Genomic DNA, 23,822 nt, shown 5'->3' on the forward strand with positions numbered 1-23,822 from the left:
CGGCGTGTGGACACGCCGCACCCTGCAACCACCCGACCGGGCGGCTACGACGCCATGCCGATGTCCGGAGACATACCTATTCCGATGACGCGAGACACCCTATTCCGATGTGCTGAGCCAGGACACTACCGCGCCCACGAGGTGGGCGAAGTGTGTCCGCGTGACCCGCGGACCTTCTCACCTCGTCATGCCTGCTCAGGGGGCCGAGCCCCCTGAAACCCCACGTTACGGTGGGTGCGCTGGGGCCTTCGCTTGCGCTCGGCGGGTGCGGGCCTGCTCGCGCTTCGCGCCTCGCTTTCCGTACGGCCTGCGGCCGTTGGGTTCACCTGGGCGCGCTCTGCACCACGACGTTGCGGCTTTTTTGCGACCTCGGCCGCACGCTTCGGGGCTGCGCCCTGAGAACGCGCGGTTGCTCGGGTCTTGGCTTGGGTCTCCCTTCGTAGGGCCTCTCTGCTCGGCGTCGTGGGGTGCTACTGGCCGCCGCAGCCTCCGCCTCCGCAGGCTGCGCCTCCGCTGCAGCCGTAGCCGGCGTTGGCGTCGCCGGGTGGGGGGCCGAAGCGGGGGCGGTTGCGTAGCAGGCGGCCTGGGCCTCTGACGTGCATCAGGCAGAGGGCTCCGGGGAGGTCGTGGCAGACGCCGCGGCCGCCGCAGTCGGCCAAGTAGCGGTGGCCGCCCGGGATGGACAGTTGCTGGTCGATGCGGAACAGCAGCGGTAGCGCGTCGGGGGCGCAATTCTCGTCCTCGCGGGCCAGGCGGAACGTCTCGGCCAAGGCGGACGGCGGGGCGGCGGGAGCGTCGGGCAAGGGTAGAGGGTGGCCGAAGGCCTCGGTGCAGAACTGGGCGTAGTCGGTGGGCTGGGCGGCCAGTTCGCGCCACAGGGTGGCTGTTATCAGGGAAGGCATGGCGGTTCTGGCTCGGGGGTGGCGGGCCGCCAGGCGGAACCACTGGCGGGCGGCGGCCTCGGCCTCGTCCAGGCCTGATGTGGTCAAGGTGTCGTGCGTGGCGGCTACGCGTTGACGCACGGCGGCCGGGAAAAGGTAGGCGTCTATTGTGGCGAGCCGGCTTGCGGTGCGCCGCTTCTGGAGGAACTGCGGGCTCATCGTGCGAGCCTGCGCGGCCGTGTAGGCAAGGGTCATCGGACGTTCGTTCCGAACCGGAGCCGGCTCCTGTCGGATCGAGGACGCAAGCCACTCCGCCTGTGCCGACGCTGCCAGTCTGCCTTGCACCACCACGAGTTTCAGCACCGACGTCAGGGGGTCGCGCGGTTATGCCCGAGATCTCCCCGGACCTCTTCCGGCGCTGGTATCGCTCCTTCGAGGAGGACACCGACGACCAGGCGGTCTATCGGCCCGGCGACTATCCTTTCCCGCCCCGCCGGGCTCCGCGGCCCAGCCTCGAGTTCCGGCCCGGCGGCGGCTACCTCGAATACACCGCGGGACCGGCCGATCGGGCGGCACCCAGCCGGGGCAGCTGGGAGGCGGCGGCGGGCGACTCCGTGCGCGTGCGGGCCGGCGCCGGGACCCGGGTGCTGCACATCGTCGCGCACGACGCGCAGGTGCTGAAGATCCGTAAATAGCGAGATCCGAAATAGCGCTAGGAGATGAGGCCCGATGGACAATGCCGACATCGTCGAGACCCCGGCGCGGCGGCGCTGCGGCAGCGAGGACGTGCACCGCCGCCTGCTCAACGAGAGCCTGAACTACCGGCTGAACCGGGCCGCCGTCGAGAACCTCGCCTTCGCCTTCGCCACCGGGGAGGAACAGCCCACCCGGGCCGAGACGCTGACCATCCCGGTGGTCGTCCACGTGGTCTGGTCGGCCGAGGAGCACAACCTCTCCGAGGAGCAGATCGACAGCCAGATCGCCGTGCTCAACGAGGACTTCCGCGCGGCCAACGCCGACGTCAAGAACGTGCCCCCGGTGTGGCAGGGCCTGGTCGCCGACGCGCGGATCGAGTTCCGCCGGGCCACCGTCGACCCCGACGGCAACGCGACCACCGGTGTCGTCCGGCGGCAGACCAGCGAGCCGGCCTTCTCCGACAACGACGCCGTCAAGTCGGCGGCCCGGGGCGGCGCCGACCCGTGGCCGACCGACCGCTATCTGAACATCTGGGTGTGCCAGCTTTCCGGAGGTCTGCTCGGTTATGCCCAGTTCCCCGGCGGGCCGGCCGCCACCGACGGCGTGGTGATCACGCACACCGGTTTCGGCACCACGGGCACGGCGGCCGCGCCTTTCAACCTCGGGCGCACCACCACCCACGAGATCGGGCACTGGCTCAACCTCTTCCACATCGGCGGCGACGACGGCACCGGTTGCAGCGGCACCGACTTCGTGTCGGACACCCCCAACCAGGCCGGCCAGAACTTCGGCACACCGGCCTTCCCCTCGGTCACCTGCAACAACGGGCCGAACGGGGACATGTTCATGAACTACATGGACTACACCGACGACTCGGCGATGTGCATGTTCACCCACGGGCAGATGCTGCGGGTCGAGGCCTGCCTGGCCGGGCCCCGCCGAAACCTGCTGACGGCCGACCCCACCACACCCCCGACCGGCGGGCCGGGCGGCACGGCCGATCCCACCACGCCCGTGACCGGCGGGCCGGGCGGCACGGCCGACCCCACCACGCCCGCGACCGGCGGGCCGGGCGGAACGGCCGACCCCACCACACCCGCGACAAGCGGCACGGCGCCGGGCCCGAGCGAGCCGGCAGGCGCCGGCACCTGAACCGCCGGGGCGGCGACCGGCCGCGGGCACCACGCCCGCCTGCGGCCGGGCGCCGCTCCGGCTCGTCCCCCGGGCGAACGGCCGTTGGCCGGCGGCCGCCCGGGGCGACGGCGACGTGGGGCCGGGCGCACGGGACGCGCTCGGCCCCACCCCGTCGGTCAGCCGGTGGGCCCGGCGGCGGCCGGGGCCCCGGGATCGGGATCAGGATCGTTGCCCGGTTGGCCGGAGGGCCGGGACGGAGACGCCCAGCGGCCGCCGGGCGGGATCTCACCCAGGTGTTCCAGTCGGGCGCGGATGCCGCCGTCGCTGCGCCCGAACTCGGCCATGAGGTCGCGCGGGCGGGCGCCGGCCCGGTAGCGCTCGATGAGGCGTTCGTCGTCGCCGGGGTTCCAGCGGACGCCCTGGTTGGGATGGCGGCGGCGGTCGGGTGGCGCCGGGGCCGGGAGCGGGGAGGGCCGGGGCTGGGTCATCGCGATCAGGCCGGCCAGGGTCGAGGTGAGGACGTCGGTCAGGGCGGGCAGGTCGGCCGGGGCGATGCCGCCGCTGATCTCGCTCACCACGTGACCGTCGCCGTCGCTGCTCACGATGCAGAGATCGATGCGGTGGTCGTCGGTGGGAAAGGCGGTGACCTGGTAGTCGATCTCGCCGAGGACGAGACGGCGGTCGAGGGTGATCGGGGACGACTGGAGGGCGGTGTCATTCATGGAGGGGACGGTAGGGCTACCCTCCGACAGTTTTCGGCGACGGTGGACGAGCTCCTCAGCCGAGGCGTGCGGCCAGGACCCGTACGCCCGGACCGTCGATCTCTCCGAGCACGGACGCCCGGCCCGTCATCGCCATCATCAGCGCTTCGGCCGGCCCGCTGAGCAGGGCGCCGTCGCCGAACGTCCAGTCCAGATCGGTGGCCTCCAGGCGCAGCCCGGCCAGCCGCCGGCGCGGAGTGAAACCGACCGCGCGCCCGCCGGTCAGGAAGTCGAGCGACATCCGCAGGTGGTCGAGCGGGAGGCCGTGCGGCAGGCCCAGGGGGCGGCGCATGTCCTGCCCGTGCACCTGGAGGTCGGTGAGCTGCCCGGGATAGCCGACAATGGGCGGCCGGAACGGGTTGCCGGCGTGGGCGCGCAGGCTCCCGGCCAGCTCGGCCACCGGCCGTTCGGCGATCGCCAGGGCGAGCCGCGCGTTGGCCCGGTGGATGCGGAGTCCACTGCGGAGAATCGCCGAGAACATCAGGCCGCCGGGCGCGTCGACGGCAGCCACCAGGTGACCGGCGACCGCCCGCACGCTCCACCCGTCGCACAGGCTGGGCGTGTCGAGCTGGGCCGGGCTCAGCGACTCGAGCAGGTCGGCGATGTGCCGCCGTTCACCGGCGATCGCGTTGCGTACAGGGTCCATCGCCGGGTGATCCTACGGAAAGGGTTCAAACCCGGGCGAGCAGGCTCCGGTAGTGCGACGCAAAGCCGCGACGCAAGGGCCTCAGACCCGGGCGAGCCAGCTCCGGTAGTGCGACGCGAACGGCTCCTCGTCGCGGAGGAGGGCGTCGCGCAGCTCGGCCGCCCCGCCGAGGGCGCCGTCGACGACCTCGGGCGGATAGCCCAGCTCGACACGGTGCTCGGCGAACTCGTCCTCGTCCTCCACCTCGACCCGGCCGTCGGCCCGGTAGCGGACGAGGTCGATGTCGAGGTCGACCACGGTGATCTCGGCCGGTCCGGTCCACCGCGCCGGCGTGATCACGTCGCAGTACAGCTCGCGGTCGGCCGGTTCGGCCAGGAACATCGCCATCCACCACTTGCCGGCGGTCACGAGGCGTACGGCGTCGACCTTGGTCTTTCCGGTCGGACGGGTGCCGTAGTGATAGCTGACGGTGGTGCCGCGCGGGGTGGCGAGCCAGGTGCCGTACGCGTCCTCGCCGAGCCGCCGCGCCGTCACCTGGCGATGCGGCCGGCCGTCGAACTTGCGCAGCACCAGATCAACCGCATCCACGCCGCGAGGTTACATCGATCTCCATCGGGGGATCTGCCCGGCCAGGCCGGGTCAGGTGCGCCCGCTGATTCGTTTCAGGCGCGGGGGAACGGGGGAGCCGGTGCAAGTGATCATCGATGGGCGGTTCGTGCTGGACGAGGCCGATCTGCATCGGCGCCTGGCCGGGGCGTTCGGCTACGGGCCGTCGTACCGGCCCGGTCTGGAGGAGCTGCGGGAGCGGCTGGCGGCCGGGGACCCGCGCCCGGTGCAGCTGACGCTGATCCACGCGGGGACGATCCGGATGGCGCTGGGCCGGGCCGCGTTCGAGGCGCTGGTGGCGGCGCTGGAGGAGATCGAGGCCGAGGACGAGGCGAAGAGCTGGGACCGCCGCCTGGTGCTGCGGGTCTTCGACTGACAAGGGCACCCGGGCTGCAACCGTGCGTTCCTCAACCGGGGGCCGCGATCACCGATTCCTCATGGTGCCGGCGGGATGCCCCACCGGCGGGCGGGCCCCGGTCGGCATCCCCCCGGCGATCGGGCCCGCCCTGCTGACGGCACCACCAACGGACCTCGGGGAGGACGGGCGCATGCCGTCGGAGCTGCACATCGGGATGGACGACGAGAAGACCGTCATTTCCCCGTACGCCCTCAAGACGCGCGCCGGGCGGGTGACGCGGCACCGTTCCGGCTCCGTGACCGAGGTCGTCCCGGTGACCCCGACCGGTGTGAGCCGTGAGGCCCGAGTGGCGTTCGCGGCCCGCCTCAGCCTTCCGTTGATCTTCGTCTCGGCCGTGCTCTTCGCGACCGGTGTGCCCTGGTGGCTGCCGTTCGCCGCCTCGGTCGCGGCCGTCACCACCGTCTGGCGCCACCAGGCCCGCGCCGCCCAGCACGCGATCTTCGAGCTGCCGACCGGCGAGGACGACCGGGTGCTGCGGACCGGCGAGGAGCGTGCCGTGTTCCAGCGCGCCGCCGGCGTGGCCCGTCGCATCCGGCGTACGTGGCCCGGCCTTCCCGGCATGATCGACCCCGACCTGGCCGACCGGTCGCTGACCGCTGCCCTCGACGACCTCGGCGGGCTGCTGGTCCGGCGGCAGGAGCTGCGCCGGCTGCGGGCCGGGCTTGACGCCGTACGCCATGAGGACGTCCCCGCCGACAGCCCGTCCGTGCTCGCCCTGGCGGCTCAGCGGGAGCACGCCGACCGGCTCTGGCACGAGTCCGGCGAGCAGGCCAATCGGATTCTGCGCAGCCTGGACCAGGCGGCGCTGGCGGGCGAGGCGTTCCTGCGCGAGCGCGAGATCGGTGAGACCGCCCGGCAGGCCGAGCTCGTGCTGGCCGGTCTGACCCGCGAGCCCGGCGCCCCGGCGGCCGACTCGGGCCCCGAGCTCGCCGACCGTACGGCCGCCGTGATCACTGCTTATCGGGAGCTGGCGGCAGCAGGTCAACGTTGATCATGGCGCCGGCCATCAGGCCCGCGGCGGCCGACGTGATCACCTGGGCCATCGGGTCGGCGACGTTACCGGCCACCCAGACGCCGGGGACCTCGGTGCGCCCGGTCGGGTCGGTCGCGGGCACGTAGGTGCCGATACCCATCGGGTGCTCGACGGCCTCGAGCCCGAGCGAGCCGAGGAAGCCGGCGCGGGCCTCGACCCGGGTGGTGACCACCAGGAACTCCCGTTCGACCAGCGTGCCGTCGGTCATCCGGACGCCGTCCTTCTCCACCGCGGCGATCTCGGCCAGGGGCAGCAGGCGCACGTCGGGGCTCCACTGGCCCCACAGGCGCAGCTTCTCGTCGGTCATCTGCTCGCCCGGGGTGCCGATCACGCCGATGGCCCGGCCGCGCACCTCGTAGCCGTGGCAGTAGGGGCAGTGCAGCACCGTCGAGCCCCAGCCCTCGGCCAGCCCGGGCACCTCGGGCAGCCGGTCGACCAGGCCGGTGGTGACCAGCAGCCGCCGCGACCGGTGCACGGTGCCGTCGGCCAGCTTCACTTCGAAGCCCGGGACGGCCGAGACCACCTCGCCCTCGATCACCGTGCCGCCGTAGCGCTCGACCTCGGCCCGCCCGGCCGCGCGGAACTCCTCCGGGCTCATCCCGTCGCGGGTCAGGAAGTTGTGGATGCCCTCGGCCGGGGCGTTGCGGCCCTGGCCGGAGTCGATCACCAGCACCGAGCGCAACGCCCGTCCCAGGGCCACCGCCCCGCTCAGCCCGGCCGGTCCGCCACCAATAACGATCACGTCGTAAGTCATGTGCCCATGGTGGCCACGTCTCGCCGAGAGAGGAAACTTCTTTGCCATGACGGCAAAAGACTTCCTCGCCGAGGTCGGGCCCCGACTGCGGGCGCTGCGGCGCGACGCGGGCATCACCCTGACCGCGCTGGCCGAGACGACCGGCATCTCGGTCAGCACCCTGTCGCGGCTCGAGTCCGGGCAGCGCAAGGCCACGCTCGAGCTGCTGATGCCGCTCGCCCAGGCCTACCGGGTGCCGCTCGACGAGCTGGTCGGCGCGCCCCAGACCGGCGATCCCCGGGTCTATGCCCGGCCGATCCAGCGGTTCGGCCAGACGATCCTGCCGCTCACCCGCAACCCGGGCGGCCCGCAGGCGTTCAAGCACGTCATCGCGGCCGGCGACCGCCAGACGCCCGACCCGAAGACACACGAGGGCTACGAGTGGCTCTACGTGCTCAGCGGGAAGCTGCGCCTGATCCTCGGCGAGCACGACCTGGTGCTGCCGGCGGGCGAGGCGGCCGAGTTCGACACCCGGGTGCCGCACTGGTTCGGCAGCGCCGAGGGCCGGCCGGTCGAGTTTCTGTCGATCTTCGATGCCCAGGGCGCCCGCATCCATGTCCGGGCGCGGCCGAAGGGGCAATCATCCGTTTGAGTGACTCGACCGTCACGCTCCGGGGCACTACGTTGTCACTCGACAATGCATGGTCTCGGCCTGAGGGAGGCGGGTGGGAGCATCATCCGCCCCGGCGCGCGGTCGACATCTGCCGGGGAACGGTGAGCTGAGGCTCTCGGACGGCACCGAGCGCGTCGGTCATCAGTTCCTGCACGATCGCGGGTTCCGGCAGCAGCCACTGGGCCTGCTCGGGCGACACGGCCCAGCGCACCGGGCCTTCGGGCGTCCGGCTGGGCGCGGCCGGGATCCACGAGCCGCGGCCGTGCCGCACCACGTCGAGTCGATGATCCAGTTCGGACCGCAGCGGCCGGCCCGGTCCGACCAGGAACATCCAGCGCCCGGCGGCGGTGACGGCGACCGGTCCGCGGGCGTCGGCCCGGCGGTTGAGCCGCACGGCGCCGAGCACCCGCAGGCCGAGCGACGCCGGCACCTCGATCGCGTCGAAGCGGCGCCCGGTCACCAGCAGCACGCTGTGCGGATCGTGCCGCCACCACGCCTGCACCTGGGCGATCTCGGTGCTCGCCGTGTCCTCCCACGACTCGAGGGCGGGATGGCCGGCCATGATCGGGCAGCCCGGCCGTCCACAGTCGAACCGCTGACCGATCAGCCGGGCGCCCGGAGTGACCGCCCAGCCGTGTGCCGCATACCGGAGTGCGGCCCGGCGCAGACGGAGCCGATCAAGTGGCGCCGGCGGTCCGAACGGTCGATGGACGCTCCACTGCATGGCTCGATAACCCCCGATCTAGGTGGTCCGGTGCTATATCAGCCAGGTACGCCGTATCCAAGCGCGACACACCTCGTTGGTTCCGGCAGATCCACCCTTTGCAAGTTGCAACAAAAACTACGAGCATCGGTGAGCAGGCGATCACACACGTTGTGCGACGTACGCGGACGTGCGCGTTCCAGACTGCAGATGACACAAGAGCTCGCCGGCGGGGGTCGCCGGTGAGCTGGGGGAGGCACCGTGGACGAGCTGCCGATCGGCCGCCGCGTCGCCTATTGGCGCGGTCGACGCAAGATGTCCCAGCAGGTCTTTGCCGACCGGCTGGGAAAGTCCAAGAGCTGGGTCGACAAGGTGGAGCGGGGGGTCCGCCGGCTCGACAAGTTCTCCGTCGTCTACGAGATCGCCGACGTACTCCAGGTTGATGTCCAGCTGCTGCTGGGCAAGGACGTGGAGCGCCGGCCGGAAACGCAGAACTGCATCGACCAGGTCGAGGTCGAGGAGATTCGCGCCGCTCTGGAGCGTTATGACCAGATGAGCGCGTTCTTCCAGGCGGTGCCACACTCGCCGCCGCTCTCCGAGATGCAGAAGGCGGTCAGCCACGCCTGGCTGACCTATCAGCACGCCAAGTACGGCGTGCTGGCCCGCATGCTGCCCAAGCTGCTGCGGGACGCCCAGGCGGCGGACAGTGCGTACGCGGCCGGAACCGAGGCCAAGGACGCGGCGCACCTGCTCGGGCAGGTCTACCAGATCGCGTCGTCCGCCCTGCGCAAGGTCGGCGAGCACGAGCTGTCGTGGCTGGCGGCCGACCGCTCGATCGCCGTCTCGCAGCGGGCCGGCGACCAGCTGCTGGCCGGCCTGGCCAGCTACCGGGTGGGCAGCGCGCTGCTGGCACTGGGCCGGGTGCGGCCGTCGCTCGAGGTCAACGTCAACATCGCCAACCGGCTGGCGCCCAGCCCCATCACCGAGCGGGAGGTCCGGGGTCAGCGGCTGTCGGTGTACGGCATGCTGCTGCTGAACGGGGCGATGGCGGCGGCCCGGATCGGCGACAGCGCGACCGTGCGCGACCTGCTCTGCGGGGCCGAACAGGCCTCGCTCGAGCTCGGGGGCGACTTCAACCACTACTGGACCAGCTTCGGCCCGACCAACGTGCAGCTGCACCGCTGTGCCACGGCGGTCGAACTGGGCGACGGCCGCACCGCGGTCGAGACGCACGAGAAGATCGACGTGATCGGCTTCAACGCGATGCTGCCGGAACGCCGGGCGCACCACTTCCTGGACATCGCCCGCGGCTACACGCAGATCGGCAACGTCGACAAGGCGAGCGAGATGCTGCTCGAGGGCGACCGGCTCGCCCCGTCCGAGATCCGCTGCCGCCCGCTCGCGCACGAGGTTCTTTCCGACGTGCTCCGCCGGACGCGGGGCACTCCGCCGGCTCCCATCGCGGAGCTGGCCGAGCAGATGGGAGTCGGTGTATGAGGTGGGTTAGCACGTGACGACTGGTAACCCCGCCCCCGGCGTGCTGTACGTCCTGGTCTGCGGTTCGCCCATGGCCCGTGACGTCGGCATTCTGGTCGGTCTGGCCCAGCAGGAAGGCTGGGAGGTCTGCGTGATCACGACCCCCGACGGGCGCAAGTTCGTCGACGTGGCCGCGCTCCAGGCCCAGACCGGACACCCCGTACGCACCTATTACAAGAGCCCCGGCGACCCCGACGTGCTGCCCGAGGCGGATGCGATGATCGTCGCGCCGGCCACGGTCAACACCGTCAACAAGTGGGCCGCCGGGATCACCGACACCCTCGTACTCGGCCTGCTGGTCGAGGGCTACGGCTACGGCGTTCCCACGGCCGTGGTCCCGTACACGAACAAGGTCATGGCCCTGCACCCCGCGCTGCACGAGAGCCTCGCCAAGCTCAAGGACTGGGGCGTGCACGTGCTCTACGGCGAGGACGTCTGCCGGCTGGGCGGGCCGGGACAGACCGACCGGTTTCGAGGCCAGTTCCCCTGGCGGCGCGCGCTCCAGGCGGTCAGCAACCCGGTCACGATGAGCAGCAGCGGCCAGGTGGAGCGGGCGTAGGCCGGTCCCGCCGATTCCGCGGCCGAAGCCCGATAGAGTTGGCGGCCGTGACCGACACCGCTGCCGCACCGACCGTCCTCGACGTGGTGAACGCCCTCGACCGGCGGTACCCGCGCGCGTGGGCGGAGTCGTGGGACCGCGTCGGCATGGTGCTCGGTGACTTCGAGCATCAGGTCCGGCGCGTCCTCTGCGTCGTCGACTGCGTGCCCGAGACCGTCGAGCAGGCCCTCGACGAGCGGGCCGACCTGATCGTGGCGCACCACCCGCTGCTGCTCAAACCGGTGTCGTCGATCGCGCCCGACACCTACAAGGGCCGCATCATCCACCGGCTCATCCGCAACGACGTCGCGCTCTACAGCGCCCACACGAACGCCGACGTGGCCAACCCCGGCGTCTCCGACGCGCTCGCGGCCCGGCTCGACCTGCGTGATCTGCGTCCCCTCGTGCCGGCCACCGGCGCCGCCGAGGGCGCCGGCCGGGGCATCGGCCGCATCGGTGAGCTGGCCGAACCCATGGATCTGGCCGAGTTCACCGGCTTCGCCGCGATCCGGCTGCCCACGACGGCGGCCGGCGTGCGCGCGGCCGGAGACCCCGCGCGAGTGCTGCGCACGGTGGCGGTCTGCGGGGGCGCGGGCGACTCGTTCCTCGCCGATGCGACCCGGGCCGGCGTCGATGCGTACCTCTGCGCCGATCTCCGCCACCACCCGGCGAGCGAGCATCTGGCCGAGAGCGGACCCGCGCTGATCGACGTCGCGCACTGGGCGACCGAGCGCCCGTGGCTCGACGACGTCGCGGCCTGGCTGCGCGAGGAGTTCGACGCCGAGACCATCGTGTCCGATCTGGACACGGACCCCTGGACCGTGCACGCCAGGGACGACGTCCCCGAAAAGAAGGAGCCCCTGCCGTGAAGGCCTCGCCGGACGCCCAGCGCCGTCTGCTCGACCTGCAAGCCGTCGACACCGCTCTGGCGCAGCTCGCGCACCGGCGCAAGTCGCTGCCCGAGCTCGCCGAGATCGACACCGTCGCGCGGGAGATCTCCGCGCTCGAGGACGAGCGCGCCCGGGCCCAGGTCGCCGTCGACGACCTCGAGCGCGACATCAGCCGCTTCGAGAAGGACATCGAGCAGGTCCGCATCCGCAAGGACCGCGACCAGGCCCGCCTCGACGCCGGCGGCGCGCTGCGCGAGATCGAGGGCCTGCAGCACGAGCTGGCCACCCTCAACCGGCGGCAGTCCGAGCTGGAGGACGCCGAGCTCGAGCTGATGGAACAGAAGGAGAGCGCCGACGCCACCCTGGCCGAGGTGCAGCAGCGCATCAACGGGGCGGTCGAGCGGCGCAACGCGGCCGAGCAGCGGCGCGACGAGGCGTACGCCGACATCACCAAGGAACAGGAGTTCAAGACCTCCTCCCGGGGGCCGCTCGCCGCCGATCTGCCGGCCGAGCTGGTCACGCTCTACGACAAGATCCGGCTCGACTCGGGTCTGGGTGCGGCGCTGTTCCAGTCCGGGCGCTGCGGCGGGTGCCGCATCGAGCTCTACGGCGCCGACCTGGCCCGGGTGAAGTCGGCCGACCCCGACGAGGTGGTCCGCTGCGAGGAGTGCCGGCGGATCATGGTCCGTACGAAGGAATCAGGTCTGTGAGGGTTGTTGTCGAGGCCGACGGCGGGTCGCGCGGCAACCCCGGGCCGGCCGGTTACGGCTCGGTGGTGCGCGACACCGACGGTCAGGTGCTGCTGGAACGCCAGGGCGCGCTCGGTGTCACCACCAACAACGTCGCCGAATACACCGGCCTGATCGAGGGGCTGAAGGCGGCCCACGAGCTCGGCGCCACCGAGGTCGACGTGCGGATGGACTCCAAGCTCGTGGTCGAGCAGATGTCCGGGCGCTGGCAGATCAAGAACGCCGGGCTGCGGCCGCTCGCCGCCGAGGCCGCCCAGTGGGTGGCGCGGATCGGCCGGGTGACCTTCGAGTGGATCCCGCGCGAGCGCAACAAGGCGGCCGACGCGCTGGCCAACCGGGCGATGGACGAGGCCGCGGGCAAGCCGGTCCGCGACGTCGTCGAGCGCGAGGTCATCACGCCCGCTCCGAAGTCGTGGGCGCCGCCGTCGCTCGAGAACGCGACCCGCCTGATCCTCGTGCGGCACGGCGAGACCGCGTACACGCAGCAGGGTCGTTACTCCGGCCGCGGTGACGTGTCGCTCTCCGAGCAGGGCGAGGCCCAGGCGATGGCGGCCGGCGGGCGGGTGGCCGGCATCGCGCGCGACGTCACGGCCGTCGTGAGCTCGCCGCTGGGCCGCTGCGTGCGCACCGCCGAACACATCTCGGCCGAGGTGGGCGGCGTGCCGGTGACGGTGGTCGACGACCTGATCGAGGTCGATTTCGGGTTGTGGGAGGGCCTGACCTTCGCCGAGGTGCAGGAGCGGTGGCCGGGCGAGATGGAGGCGTGGCTCGCCTCGACGAGCGTGGCGCCTCCGGGGGGTGAATCCTTCCAGGCGGCGGCGAAGCGGGTGCGGGGGGCGATGGCGACGATCCTTTCCTCGTACGCGGGAGGGGTCGTGGTTGTGGTCTCGCACGTGTCGCCGATCAAGCTGATCCTGCGCGATGCGCTCGCCGCTTCCGACGCTTTCCTGCACCGGCTGTTCCTCGACGCGGCCGGCGTTTCCACGATGGACGTGTGGCCGGATGGGAACATAGCGGTGCGTTCCGTCAACGAGACGGCGCATCTGCGCTGACCACTATTGCCCTCCGGGTTCGAGACGTTTAGCTTCCTCGATTAGGAAACTTTCTTCAACGTTTCGGCCCTGGAGGGCTTATGCGCGTTTTCACCCGACGTCTCGTCGCCGCGGCGGCCGTCGCCGCGGTGGCGTCGACGTTCGCAGCGACACCCGCACAGGCAACCGGCATCAAGCCGTACGTCAAGGTCGGCTACTTCACCCAGTGGGGCATCTACGGCCGCGACTTCCAGCTCGCGAAGGTGCAGAAGTCGGGCGCCGCGTCCCGCCTCACCCACATCAACTACGCGTTCGGCCCGGTCACCGCGGACGGGCTCTGCGCCTCGGCCGACGCGTGGGCGGACTGGCAGACCCCGTTCTCGGCCGAGAACAGCGTCGACGGTGTCGCCGACGTCGAGGGCCAGCCGATCTCCGGCAACCTCAACCAGATCAAGGAACTGAAGGCCAAGAACCCGAAGCTGCGGGTGCTGATCTCGCTCGGCGGGTGGACCGGCTCGAAGTACTTCTCGGACGCCGCGCTGACCGACGCGTCGCGCAAGAAGTTCGTGTCGTCCTGCGTCGACCTCTGGATCAAGGGCAACCTGCCCGGGCTGACCCCCGGTGTGGCCGCCGGCATCCTCGACGGCATCGACCTGGACTGGGAGTGGCCCGGTTCCTCGGGTGAGGTCGGCAACGTCATCCGGCCCGAGGACAAGCAGAACTTCACGCTGCTGACCGAGGAGTTCCGTAAGCAGCTCGACTCCCTGTCGCGTACGACCAAGAAGCGCTACGACCTGACGGCCTTCCTGCCCGCCTCGCCGGTCAAGGTCGACGCCGGCTTCGAAGGCAAGATCTTCAAGTACCTCGACTTCGGCACCGTCCAGGGCTACGACTTCCACGGCTCGTGGGAGGCCCGCACCAACCAGCAGTCGGCGCTGTTCGTGCCGAAGGGCGCTCCCGACAACCCCGACTTCTCGTCCGAGGCCGCCATCAACAAGTGGCTCTCGGTCGGCGCGCCGCGCAAGAAGCTGGTGCTGGGCCTGCCCTACTACAGCCAGGGCTGGACGGGCATCACGGCCGGCGGCAACGGCCTGTTCGCGCCGGCCACCGGCCCGGCGCCGGGTGTCTTCGCCAACGGCACCGAGGACTACAAGACGGTCAAGAGCCTGCCCGGTTTCAAGGTCTACCGTGACCTGAAGGCCGGCCACTCGTGGCTGTTCGACGGCAAGACCTTCTGGACCTACGACGACCCGGCCATGATGCTCCAGAAGACCCTCTACATCCGGGCCAAGGGCCTGGGCGGCGCGATGATGTGGTCGCTGGACGGCGACGACGCCAACGCGTCGCTGACCAAGGCCGTTTCGACCGGCCTCTGGACCCCCTGAGCCCTGCCTTCCCGTCTGCGCCGTTCGGCGCAGGCGGGAAGCCGCTCGGCGCACGATGATCGCTTGTAACGGGCGTGTGTCGTTAGCGTAACTGTGACCGTCTCCACAGTTACGAGGAGGTACGGCTGATGGCGGAGCCCGAGACGCCGAAAGCAGTGCCCGTAGCCCGCAGCGACCGCAGCCCCTGGAACTGGCTGCTTCTGATCCCCATCGTGCTGCCGGTGCTGACACCACTGTTCAATCACGACTCGCCCCGGTTGTGGGGTTTCCCGGCCTTCTACTGGCTGCAGTTCCTCTTCATCCTCGTCGGTGTGGCGACGACCTCGCTCGTCTACCAGATGACGAAGAAGCGGTGACGCGATGAGCGACCACATCACCGAGATCATCGTTTTCTCGTTCCTGTTCCTGCTGGTCAGCGGCATGGGCTTCGTCGCCGCGCGGTGGCGGCGCCCCGACAACATGGAACACCTCGACGAGTGGGGCCTGGGCGGGCGCAGCTTCGGCGGCTGGATCACCTGGTTCCTGGTCGGCGGTGACCTCTACACGGCGTACACGTTCGTCGCCGTGCCGGCCCTGATCTTCGGCGCGGGTGCGGCCGGGTTCTTCGCGGTCCCGTACACGATCGTGATCTATCCGCTGTTCTTCCTGATCCTGATCCGGCTCTGGTCGGTGTCGCATCGGCACGGCTTCGTCACCCCGGCCGATTTCGTACGCACGAGGTTCGACTCGCCGACGCTGGCGCTGCTGGTGGCCATCACCGGCATCGTCGCGACCATGCCGTACATCGCCCTGCAACTGGTCGGCATCGAGGCCGTGCTCAAGACGATGGGCGTGACCGGCGAGAGCGCGATCGCCCGGCACCTGCCGATCATCATCGCGTTCGCGATCCTGGCCGCGTACACGTATCAATCGGGTCTGCGCGCCCCGGCGCTGATCGCCTTCGTCAAGGACACGCTGATCTACATCGTGATCCTGGTCGCGGTCATCTATCTGCCGTACAAGCTGGGTGGCTGGGGCAGCATCTTCGACGCCGCCGAGGCCAAGTTCACCGCGTCACCGGCGCCGAACGACGGCATCACGCTCAACGCCAACAACCAGATCCAGTACATCACCCTGGCCCTGGGTTCGGCGCTCGCGCTGTTCCTCTACCCGCACAGCATCACCGGCGTGCTGGCCAGCAAGAACCGCAACGTGATCAAGCGGAACATGTCGGCCCTGCCCGCCTACAGCTTCCTGCTCGGCCTGCTCGCGCTGCTCGGTTACGCGGCCATCGCGTCCGGCGTGAAGCCGATCACCGACCCCGCCACCGGCAAGGTGGACAGCAACACGGTCGTCCCGCTGCTGTTCGACATGCAGTTCCCGTCGTGGTTCGCGGGCGTCGCGTTCGCCGCCATCGGCATCGGCGCGCTGGTGCCGGCCGCGATCATGTCGATCGCCGCGGCCAACCTGTTCACCCGCAACATCTACAAGGAGTACTTGCGCAAAGACGCGTCACCGGCCCAGGAGGCCCGCGTCTCCAAGGTCACCTCGCTGGTGGTCAAGGTCGGGGCGGTCGCCTGCATCGTCTTCCTCGACCCGCAGTTCTCCATCGACCTGCAGCTCATCGGCGGCATCATCATCCTGCAGACCGCCCCGTCGGTGGCGCTCGGCCTGTTCACCCGCTGGCTGCACCGCGGCGGGCTGATCGCGGGCTGGGCCGTCGGCATGGGCCTGTCGATGTGGATGCTGTGGCAGATCCCGAACCCCGCCACCGGGCGGGCCCACTTCGGCGGTTCGGCGTTCCCGCTGTCCGACTTCGGGTTCGACACCCCGCGCACGATCTACGTCGGCTTCGTCACCGTGATCCTGAACCTGCTGGTGGCGGCGGTTGTCACGCTGGTCCTGCGGGCGATGAAGACCCCGGACGGCGTGGACGGCACCACCCAGGACGACTACTTCGCCGACGAGGGTGACCCCCGCGTCGACAAGGACGTGGCCGCCGCGGTCGACCACAAGTCGTCCACCTGATCCTGGCCCGCTCCGGAAGGCGCCGCGTCCCATCGTCCGGGGCGCGGCGTCTTCGTGCTTACCGTGGCGCTCTTCGTGCTTTCATGGGCGCGTGGCTCGTGACTGGATCAAGTGGCATGAGGAGTACGAGGTTCCCGGGTCGTCGCTGGCCCGCCGGCTCGAGGTGGTGCGGGGTTATCTGCAGCCGCTGCTCGACCGTCCCCGCCGCGTGATCAGCATGTGCGCCGGCGACGGCCGCGACGTGCTGCCGCTGCTGCCCGAGGGGTCGACGGCGGTGCTGGTGGAGTGGGATCCGGTGCTGGCCGAACGGGCCCGCGGCTCCGCGCCCGAGGGGGTCACGGTGGTGACCGGCGACGCGGGTGTCACCGACCCCTACGCGCCGGCCGCACCGGCCGAGATCGTGCTGGCATGCGGCGTTTTCGGCAACATTCCGTACGCCGACACGCGCCGGACGATCCAGGCGATGCCCTCTTTGCTGGCCCCCGGCGGCACGGTCATCTGGACCCGGGCCGGCGATTCCCCCGTACGCGACGAGTTCGCGGCCAACGGTTTCGAGGAGCTGGCATACTGCGCCCCCACGGACGCCCGTTTCCGCGTCGGCATGCATCGCCTGACACGGCCGCCGTCGCCCTTTGTGCCGGGCGAGCGCCTGTTCACCTTCGTCTGAGCGGGGTTTCGCCGCCTTCGCCTATGCAGAGGCTTCGCCTTCGTCCAGGTAGAGGCAGAACGGGTGGCCGGCCGGATCGAGCATCACCCGTACGGTGGCCTGGGGCTGAAAATCCGCCTCGGTGGCCCCCACACTCACGGCGTGGGCCACGGCTTCTTCGAGGTCGTCCACCTCGATCTCGAGGTGCATCGACATCTGCGGCTGCCCCGCTTGGGCCGGCCAGACCGGCCGCACATACTTCTCCTCGGTCTGGAACCCGAGGTTGTACCCCGCATTCTCCGACGGCGCCACGGCCCCGCCGAGCCCGTTGTCGGCCGGATAAAAAGTCCACCCCAGAAGCCGCGAATAAAAGCGTCCCAGCTCCATCCCGTCCGGCGCGTCGAGCGTCACACCCCACCACTGCTTACGCTTACGAAGCGCCACTTTCCCGCCCCCGTTCCCGAAGCCTCCAGATCATCCCCATTCAACCCACTTCCCCACCCGAAAGCGACCCCTTGGGCCGAGTTGTTCATCTCTCGCCACGCCAAGATCAAATGTCATGCGAAATATGAGGGCCGTGCGGCGCAAGATGTCTTCTGTGGACAGTCGGTTGAATTCTCGTGACCGATCGGCGCCCTCTTCGATCCGATCGCGAACCCGATAGCGGCGTAGCCTGCGTGCACGTTTCGTTACTAGGGGTGACTGATGAGCGAAGACACCTGGCTCGCGGCACGACTTATTCCCACATCGGGCATCAACGGCGCCGAGGAACAGGAGCGACGAGCCACCTCGGCGCTTCTCGCGGTGATGTGCGCGGTGCGGGAATTCGGCCGGGCGTTGACCCAGCCGCTGGGTGCGCCGGCCGGAAATGTCCAGGCCTACATCGAAGTGCCGTTCAAGCTCGGTGACGGGAAAGCCTTCCCGGACGGGTTGATCCGGGTATCCCGCGGGCAGCGTGAATGGACCGCGCTCGTGGAGGTCAAGACGGGCGGCAACGAGCTCAGGACCGAACAGCTCGAGAACTATCTCGACATCGCTCGCGAGCAAGGATTCGACGCTCTCATCACCATCTCCAACCAGATTCCGCCGGTGCCTGGGCAGCATCCCACCGCTGTGGACAAGCGTCGGCTCAAGAAAGTGGCACTTCACCATCTGCCGTGGTCCGAGGTGCTCACGACGGCGGTCATGCAGAAGGAGTACCGGGGCGTCGCGGATCCGGATCAGGCCTGGGTGCTGGGGGAGCTGATCCGATATCTGGAGCATCCGAAATCGGGAGCCCTCGAGTTCAGCGACATGGGTCCGAACTGGGTGACGCTGCGCGAGTCGGTCGGCGCCGGAACGCTTCGTGCGACCGACGCGGCGGCGGCCGACGTGGTCGGGCGATTTGACGCGCTGGTGCGGTTCGCCGGGCTGAAACTCGGACGGCGGCTCGGCACGGAAATCGTTCCGGCACTCAGCCGGCGCGAACTGGCGGAACCAGCCGTCCGGACGCAGGCGCTCGTGGCCCAACTGACCTCGAACGGCACCATGATGGCGGGTCTGCGGATCCCGGGAGCGGTCGGCGCCCTTTTCATCACGGCCGATGTGCGGGCCGCCCGCATCACGTGCCACGTCGATGTCGATGCCCCACGGGAGGGGCGGCCGACCACACGGGTGAACTGGCTGGTACGGCAGCTCAAGCAGGCCCCCGAGAACGTGCGGCTGGAGTCGTTCGCCGCGTACTCGCGAGGTCCGGGCAACGCCGAGCTGCTGAAAGCCGTACGGGAAAATCCGGGACTTCTGATCGGTGACCCGTCGAAGGAGCTGAAAGCGTTCCGCGTGGCGGCCAACTCGACGGCGGGAACCAAACGCGGGACGGGACGCGGGGCCTTCATCGACTCGGTTCTGACCGCCGTGGACGATTTCTACGAGCAGGTGCTGCAGAACCTCAAGCCGTGGATGCAAGCGCCGCCGCGACTTCGGTCGCCGGAGGAGGTGGTGGCGGAACCAGTGCCGCCGTCGCTGATTTCGACGGCCATCTCGTCGCAGGACGGGCCGGAGGCGGGCGCGCCGTAGGCGGGGGCTTCGCTTACTGTCAGGAATGTGATCAGTACCGAGGTGTTCGGGCTGCGGCGGGCCCGGGTGGCGACGTCGGCGGTTTTCGCGGCCCATGGGGCCGTGACGGGGACGTTCGCGGCCAGGGTGCCGTGGATTGCCGACCATGTGGGGGTCGGGCCCGGCGGGCTCGGGATCGCCCTGCTCATGCCGGGTGTCGGCGCGCTGCTGGCGATGCCGTTGTCGGGGCGGCTCGTGCACCGGCTCGATCTGCGGACGCTGGTGCGGGTGCTGATGCTGGCCTGGGTCGCCGCGCTCATGCTGCCGTCGCTGCCCGCCCAGCTGTGGCTGCTCTGCCTGGCGCTCGTCGTCTACGGCGCGGCCGCGGGGCTCGCCGACGTGGCCATGAACGCGCACGCCGTGCTGGTCGAGGAACGGTACGGGCGGTCCGTCATGTCCGGCTTCCACGGCTGGTGGAGCGTCGGCGGGCTGGGCGGCTCGGCCGTCGCCGTCTTCGCCGCGCGGGCCGGACTGGGTGCGCCGGCGCACTTCGCGATCGCCGTCGGAGTGCTGGCCGTCGTCGTGCTGGTCGCCTCGCTCGGGATCATGCCGCACCGGCCCGCGCCCAACCTCGAGGAACCGCCCGCGTTCGCCCTGCCCAGCAAGGCCGTGCTGCCGATCGGCCTGATCGGGCTGTGCGCGGTCTTCGCCGAGGGCGCGAGCCTCGACTGGGCCGCCGTCTATGTCCGTGACCTGCTGCACCACCCCGCCGCGACCGCCGCCGCCACCGTGTCGATCTTCTCGGTATGCATGGCCGTCGCGCGGTTCGGCGGGGACTGGGTCGTACGCAAACTCGGGCCGGTCACCACGGTCCGCATCAGCGGCGCCTTCGCGACGGCCGGCGCGCTCATGGTGGTGCTGCTCGATCAGGTCGCGCTCGTCATCACCGGGTTCGGGCTGCTCGGCATCGGTATCGCGGTGGTGGTGCCGCTCGTGTTCGCGGCCGCCGGGCGCAGCAGCGAACACCCGGGACGCAGCATCGCCGGGGTGGCCGGAATCGCGTACGGAAGCGGTCTGATCGCCCCCGGAATCATCGGCGGAATCGCCCACCTGTCGTCGCTGACGGTATCGTTCGCCGTCATTGTCGGGCTGATGGTCATCATGACGCTCAGCGCTTCGGTGCTACGCCGCTAATCGAGCAGTGGCTCCAGCATGCGGGCCACGTCGAGCGCACGGGAACGGGCCTGCCCCGAAGCCTCGACCGTCCACAATTCGGAGAGCACACCCATGACGAAGCCCCAAGCGACGACCCTTTCCCTTTCCTCGTACGCGGTGAGCATGTCGATGCGTTCCGGCACCCGCGCGAGCAGTTCCGGGTCGCGTCGTTCCGGTTCCGGGTTGTAGAGCATCGCCCCACCGTCGTATCCCGGGTCGCCCACCCATCCGTGCGGGTCGATCGCCACCCAGTCCCCGTCGTGACCGCGCAACACATTGCCGTGGTGCAGATCCCCGTGCAGAACCGTTTCGCGCGGCGCGCTGTCACACAGATCGTCGAAGAGTTCGGCCGCCCGGTCCACCATCCGCCGCGGAATGGGCCCCTCGACGTAACGCTCGAAACCCCCGCGGAGCTTGCGCAGGTGCGGCAGGTTGCGGTTCTCCGCCCGTACGCGGTGAAGGCGGTGACCCACGTCGACCAAAGCGGCCTCGTCGGCGACCGTCAACGGTGTTCCCGGGTCGGCGCGCTCGATGAGAAGGGCACCCTTCGCGGCGTTCTCGGCCAGAAGCCGTACGGCGCCGTCACCGTCGAAAACCCGCAGCGCTTCCGCTTCGCTGTCGAGGTGCCCATCCGGTACGCCGAGCTTCAGAACCGCTTTCGTGCCGTCGTCCCGAACCGCCGCCGCGACCCAGTGGAACGTCATCGGAAAGGGCTCCAGAACCCGTACGCCCCAATCGGCTGCCACCTCGCCGACCAGCGTGGGCAGGTCGGAAAGCCACCGCTGCCCGTCCGCCCCCCAGTTCTCGACGATGTTGCGCGTCAATGTCCCGGTCGCGGCGAAAGGAGGGCGGAAGGCAGCTGTCACGCGTCGAACGTAGCGCCCTCCCACAAGATCGTTCACGGCTCCGCAAACGCCTCGGCGCTGTTCGGCGTGTTCCAGTCCGAGACCGGGGCGAATCCCAGCATCCGGCCGTTCACGTCCAGCCAGCCCACGCCGATCACATGCAGCTTCCCCGGCGCGACGGAGAATTGCGCCTTCATGGCGGTCTCGACCATGGGTAGTTCGAAGGCGAGGCCGTTCTCGTCCGGCCTTGACGAGCTGAATGTCCCGCCCGGCTCCACGAATGTGCCGTTCCAGGCGACAGCGGTGTCGCCGAGATTGCAGCAGTCGCTGGACCCGAGGCTGTACAGCGATTTCTCGCCGGCCGCCTCGGGAATCCGATACACCGCGGCCAGCTTGGACTGCGGCTCCGGTTCCTTGTCCAGAACCAGCACTACATTGTCGTACGCGTTGCGGACGTCGAGCCGGGCGCCGGTCCGGTTGGTCAGCGAGGGGCGGAGATAGATCCGGACCCATGGGTTGTCGGCGTCGACGTTGACGGACGAGTAGTAGTGCTCGACCTTCACCGTCACCGGCCCGGCGGCCCACGCCCGCAGCGACTGCTCGCGGCTGTGCGTGGCGGGCGGCCGGCTGGTCGGCGGGGCCTGGGTCGCCTGCGAATCGCGCGACCCCCGGACGATCAGCGGAACGGCCATGGCGATGCCGAGAGCCACCAGCGCGAGCAGCATCCCGGTGGCCCGCCGGGCGGAGATCGGGGCGGCCGGATCGCGTACGACCGGAGCCGGTGCGGCCCGCCTCGCGTTCCGGATCGCCTCGTACCACTGGTCGGCGGTCGGCCTCGGACGCCGGGGACCCACCCCGGCCGCGAGGAGCCGTTCCAACTGGGGCAGCCGCGGCGCGTCGTCCGGCAGCAGCACCTTGCCGCGGGCCTGGTCGACGGAGACGGTGGCGCCGTAGAACACGCGGTAGTAGAAGACGGCCAGCGCGTACCGGTCACTGTCGACGTCCGGCAGGTCACCCGGCGCCAGCAGCGGGTCACGCCAGTTGTCGTTGCGTGCGGTCACCGCGTGCGGGTTGGGGCGGCCGGCCGGGCGGGCGTTGTCGCAGTCGATGAGATAGATCCGCGGCGGTCCCCACACCGTCCACAGCACGTTCTTCTCGCTGATGTCGCCATAGACCATGTCGTGGTCGTCGAGAAACGCGAGCAGGGCGGCCAGGTCGCGCACCAGCCGCAGCCGCCGCGGGCGGTTGGGCAGGGTCAGGCCGAGCCGCTCGGCCGCCGTGGCGTGGACCAGGTGCTGCAGTTCGACGGTGTGCCGCTTGCCCAGCATGTCGGCCCAGAACTCGTCCGGCGCGGGCGACATGAGAAAACCGGTCGTACGCCGGAAGGTGTGGACCCGCCGCAGGGGCCAGGCGCAACGGGCGTCGAGCCAGTCGCGGGCGTCGTCCGGCAGCGCCCGCCGCCAGGCGATCAGCTCGTCCAGGTTGGACGAGTCGTCGATCGGTTCGAGGTATTCCTTGTAGTAGGTCGATCCGTCGACGACCCGGACGGTGCCCTTGCCGCCGGGGCTGCCGACCTGCGGGCCGGGCGGGGGGAGGTGCCTGCGGTCGAGTGGTTCGTCCGGTCCGGTCCAGTCGGTCACCAGTCGACCGCCGTGGGCTTGAACCACACGCCCACCGCCGTACGGTCGTCGCTTTCGCCACGGCGCTGGAAAGAGACGTCGTGCAGGAAGCCGGCGACCGTGGGCACGCCGGCCCAGCATCGGGTCAGGTGGGCCGACACCTCGGCTGACGCCATCGCCCCGGACAGGCCGTCGGTCACCACCACCAGGGCCGACCCCGGCCGTAGCCTGCCGCTGAACTTCCGGACGGCGTTCTCGGAGCCGGGCAGCGAATCGGTGCGATCGTAGGGACCGTCGGGGTCGCTGCCATTCGGTTCGAAACCGCCCTCCGTGAGGCGGTAGATCCGGCCGTCGCCGACCTGGAGACCGGTGAAGGAGCCGTCGGAACAGACCCACGCCATAGCCAACGTGGTGGCGAGCGACTGTTCGTCCCAGCCGCCGCGCACGAAGCTGCCGGCTCTCGCCGACATTGCCGCACTGACCCCGCGGCACAGGTCGGCCGCGTCCATGCCCCGGTTGTTGTCCACCGCCTCCATGCCCAGCCGGCAGGCCTCGACCGCGGCGATCCGGGCGCCGACCGCCGAGTACCGAGCGCTGGAACTGCCGACCCCGTCGGCGACCGTGACCACCACACAGTCCTGGGCCCGGCCCAGGGCGTAGCTGTCCTCCCGGGTGCCGCCGTGGCTGGCGTGCTTGCGCCCGCAGACCGAGGCGGCGCGTACGGTGAGCGGGCCGTGGGTGCCGCCGTCGGCGCTGATCTGCGACTGGGTCGTCCACGACGTCACGCTCAGGGATGCGTCCTCGCGGGCCGGGGTGATGGGCTCTCCCAGGACGACCGGCAGCGGGCGCCCGAACTCGCTCACCGGGCCGGGGGCCGCTCGTTGACCGCCCTCGTGGGCCTGCGTGCCGGTCACGCCCGGGCCGTCCGGGTCGCCCAGGCCCAGCCGGTGGAGCGAACGCCGGATCATCCCCGCCTCCGCGAA

General features: G+C 70.5%; 26 protein-coding genes. 16 read left to right on the plus strand and 10 right to left on the minus strand.

Annotated elements, in window-relative coordinates; all coding sequences use genetic code 11:
• Window positions 1-470 precede the first annotated feature (470 nt).
• Complete coding sequence (locus tag JIG36_RS47590; protein WP_203383545.1) at window positions 471-1,136, minus strand: UCP032817 domain-containing protein; 666 nt, start codon at window positions 1,134-1,136, stop codon at window positions 471-473.
• 131 nt (window positions 1,137-1,267) lie between these two features.
• Between JIG36_RS47590 and JIG36_RS47595 the strand changes: the two genes are divergently transcribed.
• The gene (locus JIG36_RS47595; protein WP_203383546.1) at window positions 1,268-1,576 is read left to right on the plus strand and encodes a hypothetical protein; all 309 of its coding nucleotides are present in this window, start codon (window positions 1,268-1,270) and stop codon (window positions 1,574-1,576) included.
• A 34-nt stretch (window positions 1,577-1,610) separates the two neighbouring features.
• A complete protein-coding gene (locus JIG36_RS47600; RefSeq protein ID WP_236049848.1) occupies window positions 1,611-2,729 on the plus strand; it encodes a zinc metalloprotease in 1,119 nt (372 codons plus the stop codon).
• Between the two features lie 158 nt (window positions 2,730-2,887).
• On the opposite strand, the gene JIG36_RS47605 is transcribed toward JIG36_RS47600, so the two are convergent.
• The 3 genes from JIG36_RS47605 to JIG36_RS47615 form a co-directional block, all read right to left on the minus strand.
• Window positions 2,888-3,433 (minus strand): hypothetical protein, encoded by a 546-nt coding sequence (locus JIG36_RS47605; RefSeq protein ID WP_203383547.1) that lies wholly within the window; start codon window positions 3,431-3,433, stop codon window positions 2,888-2,890.
• Window positions 3,434-3,488: 55 nt separating this feature from the next.
• A complete protein-coding gene (locus JIG36_RS47610; RefSeq protein ID WP_203383548.1) occupies window positions 3,489-4,118 on the minus strand; it encodes a maleylpyruvate isomerase family mycothiol-dependent enzyme in 630 nt (209 codons plus the stop codon).
• An 81-nt stretch (window positions 4,119-4,199) separates the two neighbouring features.
• Complete coding sequence (locus JIG36_RS47615; protein ID WP_203383549.1) at window positions 4,200-4,706, minus strand: DUF402 domain-containing protein; 507 nt, start codon at window positions 4,704-4,706, stop codon at window positions 4,200-4,202.
• 106 nt (window positions 4,707-4,812) lie between these two features.
• Between JIG36_RS47615 and JIG36_RS47620 the strand changes: the two genes are divergently transcribed.
• Both JIG36_RS47620 and JIG36_RS47625 read left to right on the plus strand, forming a co-directional pair.
• Window positions 4,813-5,100, plus strand: a complete 288-nt coding sequence (locus JIG36_RS47620; RefSeq protein ID WP_203383550.1) for a barstar family protein — start codon at window positions 4,813-4,815, stop codon at window positions 5,098-5,100.
• 172 nt (window positions 5,101-5,272) lie between these two features.
• A complete protein-coding gene (locus JIG36_RS47625; RefSeq protein ID WP_203383551.1) occupies window positions 5,273-6,133 on the plus strand; it encodes a hypothetical protein in 861 nt (286 codons plus the stop codon).
• On the opposite strand, the gene JIG36_RS47630 is transcribed toward JIG36_RS47625, so the two are convergent.
• A complete protein-coding gene (locus JIG36_RS47630) occupies window positions 6,093-6,929 on the minus strand; it encodes an NAD(P)/FAD-dependent oxidoreductase (RefSeq protein WP_203383552.1) in 837 nt (278 codons plus the stop codon). The genes JIG36_RS47625 and JIG36_RS47630 overlap by 41 nt on opposite strands.
• Window positions 6,930-6,975: 46 nt before the next feature.
• Between JIG36_RS47630 and JIG36_RS47635 the strand changes: the two genes are divergently transcribed.
• Window positions 6,976-7,560 carry a helix-turn-helix domain-containing protein gene (locus JIG36_RS47635; RefSeq protein WP_203383553.1) on the plus strand — a complete coding sequence of 195 codons (585 nt, stop codon included), beginning with the start codon at window positions 6,976-6,978 and terminating at the stop codon, window positions 7,558-7,560.
• 82 nt (window positions 7,561-7,642) lie between these two features.
• On the opposite strand, the gene JIG36_RS47640 is transcribed toward JIG36_RS47635, so the two are convergent.
• Window positions 7,643-8,305: a bifunctional DNA primase/polymerase gene (locus JIG36_RS47640; RefSeq protein WP_203383554.1), complete on the minus strand. Its 663-nt coding sequence runs from the start codon at window positions 8,303-8,305 to the stop codon at window positions 7,643-7,645.
• Between the two features lie 240 nt (window positions 8,306-8,545).
• Here JIG36_RS47640 and JIG36_RS47645 point away from each other — a divergent pair, with 240 nt between their 5' ends.
• The 9 genes from JIG36_RS47645 to JIG36_RS47685 all read left to right on the plus strand — a co-directional run bounded on the left by JIG36_RS47645 (window position 8,546) and on the right by JIG36_RS47685 (window position 17,147).
• Entirely contained in the window at window positions 8,546-9,781 is a 1,236-nt protein-coding gene (locus tag JIG36_RS47645; protein ID WP_203383555.1) for a helix-turn-helix domain-containing protein, read from the plus strand.
• Window positions 9,782-9,851: 70 nt separating this feature from the next.
• Window positions 9,852-10,379, plus strand: a complete 528-nt coding sequence (locus tag JIG36_RS47650) for a flavoprotein (protein WP_236049862.1) — start codon at window positions 9,852-9,854, stop codon at window positions 10,377-10,379.
• Between the two features lie 47 nt (window positions 10,380-10,426).
• A complete protein-coding gene (locus tag JIG36_RS47655) occupies window positions 10,427-11,287 on the plus strand; it encodes a Nif3-like dinuclear metal center hexameric protein (RefSeq protein WP_438870813.1) in 861 nt (286 codons plus the stop codon).
• A complete protein-coding gene (locus JIG36_RS47660) occupies window positions 11,284-12,018 on the plus strand; it encodes a zinc ribbon domain-containing protein (RefSeq protein WP_203383557.1) in 735 nt (244 codons plus the stop codon). Before JIG36_RS47655 ends, JIG36_RS47660 begins: the two co-directional genes overlap by 4 nt.
• Window positions 12,015-13,109, plus strand: a complete 1,095-nt coding sequence (locus JIG36_RS47665; RefSeq protein WP_203383558.1) for a bifunctional RNase H/acid phosphatase — start codon at window positions 12,015-12,017, stop codon at window positions 13,107-13,109. Before JIG36_RS47660 ends, JIG36_RS47665 begins: the two co-directional genes overlap by 4 nt.
• A gap of 80 nt (window positions 13,110-13,189) precedes the next feature.
• The gene (locus JIG36_RS47670; protein WP_203383559.1) at window positions 13,190-14,473 is read left to right on the plus strand and encodes a glycoside hydrolase family 18 protein; all 1,284 of its coding nucleotides are present in this window, start codon (window positions 13,190-13,192) and stop codon (window positions 14,471-14,473) included.
• A 128-nt stretch (window positions 14,474-14,601) separates the two neighbouring features.
• Window positions 14,602-14,829, plus strand: a complete 228-nt coding sequence (locus tag JIG36_RS47675; protein WP_203383560.1) for a DUF3311 domain-containing protein — start codon at window positions 14,602-14,604, stop codon at window positions 14,827-14,829.
• 4 nt (window positions 14,830-14,833) lie between these two features.
• Complete coding sequence (gene mctP / locus JIG36_RS47680) at window positions 14,834-16,480, plus strand: monocarboxylate uptake permease MctP (protein WP_203383561.1); 1,647 nt, start codon at window positions 14,834-14,836, stop codon at window positions 16,478-16,480.
• Window positions 16,481-16,571: 91 nt separating this feature from the next.
• Window positions 16,572-17,147, plus strand: a complete 576-nt coding sequence (locus tag JIG36_RS47685; RefSeq protein ID WP_203383562.1) for a class I SAM-dependent methyltransferase — start codon at window positions 16,572-16,574, stop codon at window positions 17,145-17,147.
• A gap of 21 nt (window positions 17,148-17,168) precedes the next feature.
• Here the strand turns inward: JIG36_RS47685 and JIG36_RS47690 are convergent, their stop codons facing one another.
• Window positions 17,169-17,537 carry a VOC family protein gene (locus JIG36_RS47690; protein WP_307873206.1) on the minus strand — a complete coding sequence of 123 codons (369 nt, stop codon included), beginning with the start codon at window positions 17,535-17,537 and terminating at the stop codon, window positions 17,169-17,171.
• Between the two features lie 294 nt (window positions 17,538-17,831).
• Here JIG36_RS47690 and JIG36_RS47695 point away from each other — a divergent pair, with 294 nt between their 5' ends.
• Together JIG36_RS47695 and JIG36_RS47700 are read left to right on the plus strand one after the other, a co-directional pair.
• Window positions 17,832-19,181 carry a stress response protein gene (locus JIG36_RS47695; protein WP_203383563.1) on the plus strand — a complete coding sequence of 450 codons (1,350 nt, stop codon included), beginning with the start codon at window positions 17,832-17,834 and terminating at the stop codon, window positions 19,179-19,181.
• A 27-nt stretch (window positions 19,182-19,208) separates the two neighbouring features.
• Window positions 19,209-20,354, plus strand: coding sequence for an MFS transporter (locus tag JIG36_RS47700; protein ID WP_203383564.1), 1,146 nt, complete (start codon window positions 19,209-19,211; stop codon window positions 20,352-20,354).
• Here JIG36_RS47700 and JIG36_RS47705 read toward each other — a convergent pair.
• Genes JIG36_RS47705 through JIG36_RS47715 form a run of 3 tightly spaced genes read right to left on the minus strand, consistent with a single transcriptional unit; the run spans window position 20,351 to window position 23,807 of the window.
• Window positions 20,351-21,241, minus strand: a complete 891-nt coding sequence (locus JIG36_RS47705; protein WP_203383565.1) for an aminoglycoside phosphotransferase family protein — start codon at window positions 21,239-21,241, stop codon at window positions 20,351-20,353. The genes JIG36_RS47700 and JIG36_RS47705 overlap by 4 nt on opposite strands.
• A gap of 32 nt (window positions 21,242-21,273) precedes the next feature.
• Entirely contained in the window at window positions 21,274-22,860 is a 1,587-nt protein-coding gene (locus JIG36_RS47710) for a protein kinase family protein (protein WP_203383566.1), read from the minus strand.
• The gene (locus tag JIG36_RS47715) at window positions 22,857-23,807 is read right to left on the minus strand and encodes a protein phosphatase 2C domain-containing protein (RefSeq protein ID WP_203383567.1); all 951 of its coding nucleotides are present in this window, start codon (window positions 23,805-23,807) and stop codon (window positions 22,857-22,859) included. The genes JIG36_RS47710 and JIG36_RS47715 overlap by 4 nt, the downstream gene beginning before the upstream one ends.
• Window positions 23,808-23,822: the final 15 nt, after the last annotated feature.

Source organism: Paractinoplanes ovalisporus, from assembly GCF_016834655.1.
GTDB lineage: Bacteria > Actinomycetota > Actinomycetes > Mycobacteriales > Micromonosporaceae > Actinoplanes > Actinoplanes ovalisporus.

Bases quoted from the DNA above. Each gene is read 5' to 3' on its own strand.
- JIG36_RS47670 (WP_203383559.1), top strand. From the start codon at position 13,190: ATGCGCGTTTTCACCCGACGTCTCGTCGCCGCGGCGGCCGTCGCCGCG.
- JIG36_RS47640 (WP_203383554.1), bottom strand. From the start codon at position 8,305: ATGCAGTGGAGCGTCCATCGACCGTTCGGACCGCCGGCGCCACTTGAT.
- JIG36_RS47715 (WP_203383567.1), bottom strand. From the start codon at position 23,807: ATGATCCGGCGTTCGCTCCACCGGCTGGGCCTGGGCGACCCGGACGGC.
- JIG36_RS47695 (WP_203383563.1), top strand. From the start codon at position 17,832: ATGAGCGAAGACACCTGGCTCGCGGCACGACTTATTCCCACATCGGGC.
- JIG36_RS47675 (WP_203383560.1), top strand. From the start codon at position 14,602: ATGGCGGAGCCCGAGACGCCGAAAGCAGTGCCCGTAGCCCGCAGCGAC.
- JIG36_RS47635 (WP_203383553.1), top strand. From the start codon at position 6,976: ATGACGGCAAAAGACTTCCTCGCCGAGGTCGGGCCCCGACTGCGGGCG.
- JIG36_RS47595 (WP_203383546.1), top strand. From the start codon at position 1,268: ATGCCCGAGATCTCCCCGGACCTCTTCCGGCGCTGGTATCGCTCCTTC.
- JIG36_RS47590 (WP_203383545.1), bottom strand. From the start codon at position 1,136: ATGACCCTTGCCTACACGGCCGCGCAGGCTCGCACGATGAGCCCGCAG.
- JIG36_RS47625 (WP_203383551.1), top strand. From the start codon at position 5,273: ATGCCGTCGGAGCTGCACATCGGGATGGACGACGAGAAGACCGTCATT.
- JIG36_RS47650 (WP_236049862.1), top strand. From the start codon at position 9,852: ATGGCCCGTGACGTCGGCATTCTGGTCGGTCTGGCCCAGCAGGAAGGC.
- JIG36_RS47605 (WP_203383547.1), bottom strand. From the start codon at position 3,433: ATGAATGACACCGCCCTCCAGTCGTCCCCGATCACCCTCGACCGCCGT.
- JIG36_RS47630 (WP_203383552.1), bottom strand. From the start codon at position 6,929: ATGACTTACGACGTGATCGTTATTGGTGGCGGACCGGCCGGGCTGAGC.
- mctP (WP_203383561.1), top strand. From the start codon at position 14,834: ATGAGCGACCACATCACCGAGATCATCGTTTTCTCGTTCCTGTTCCTG.
- JIG36_RS47600 (WP_236049848.1), top strand. From the start codon at position 1,611: ATGGACAATGCCGACATCGTCGAGACCCCGGCGCGGCGGCGCTGCGGC.
- JIG36_RS47610 (WP_203383548.1), bottom strand. From the start codon at position 4,118: ATGGACCCTGTACGCAACGCGATCGCCGGTGAACGGCGGCACATCGCC.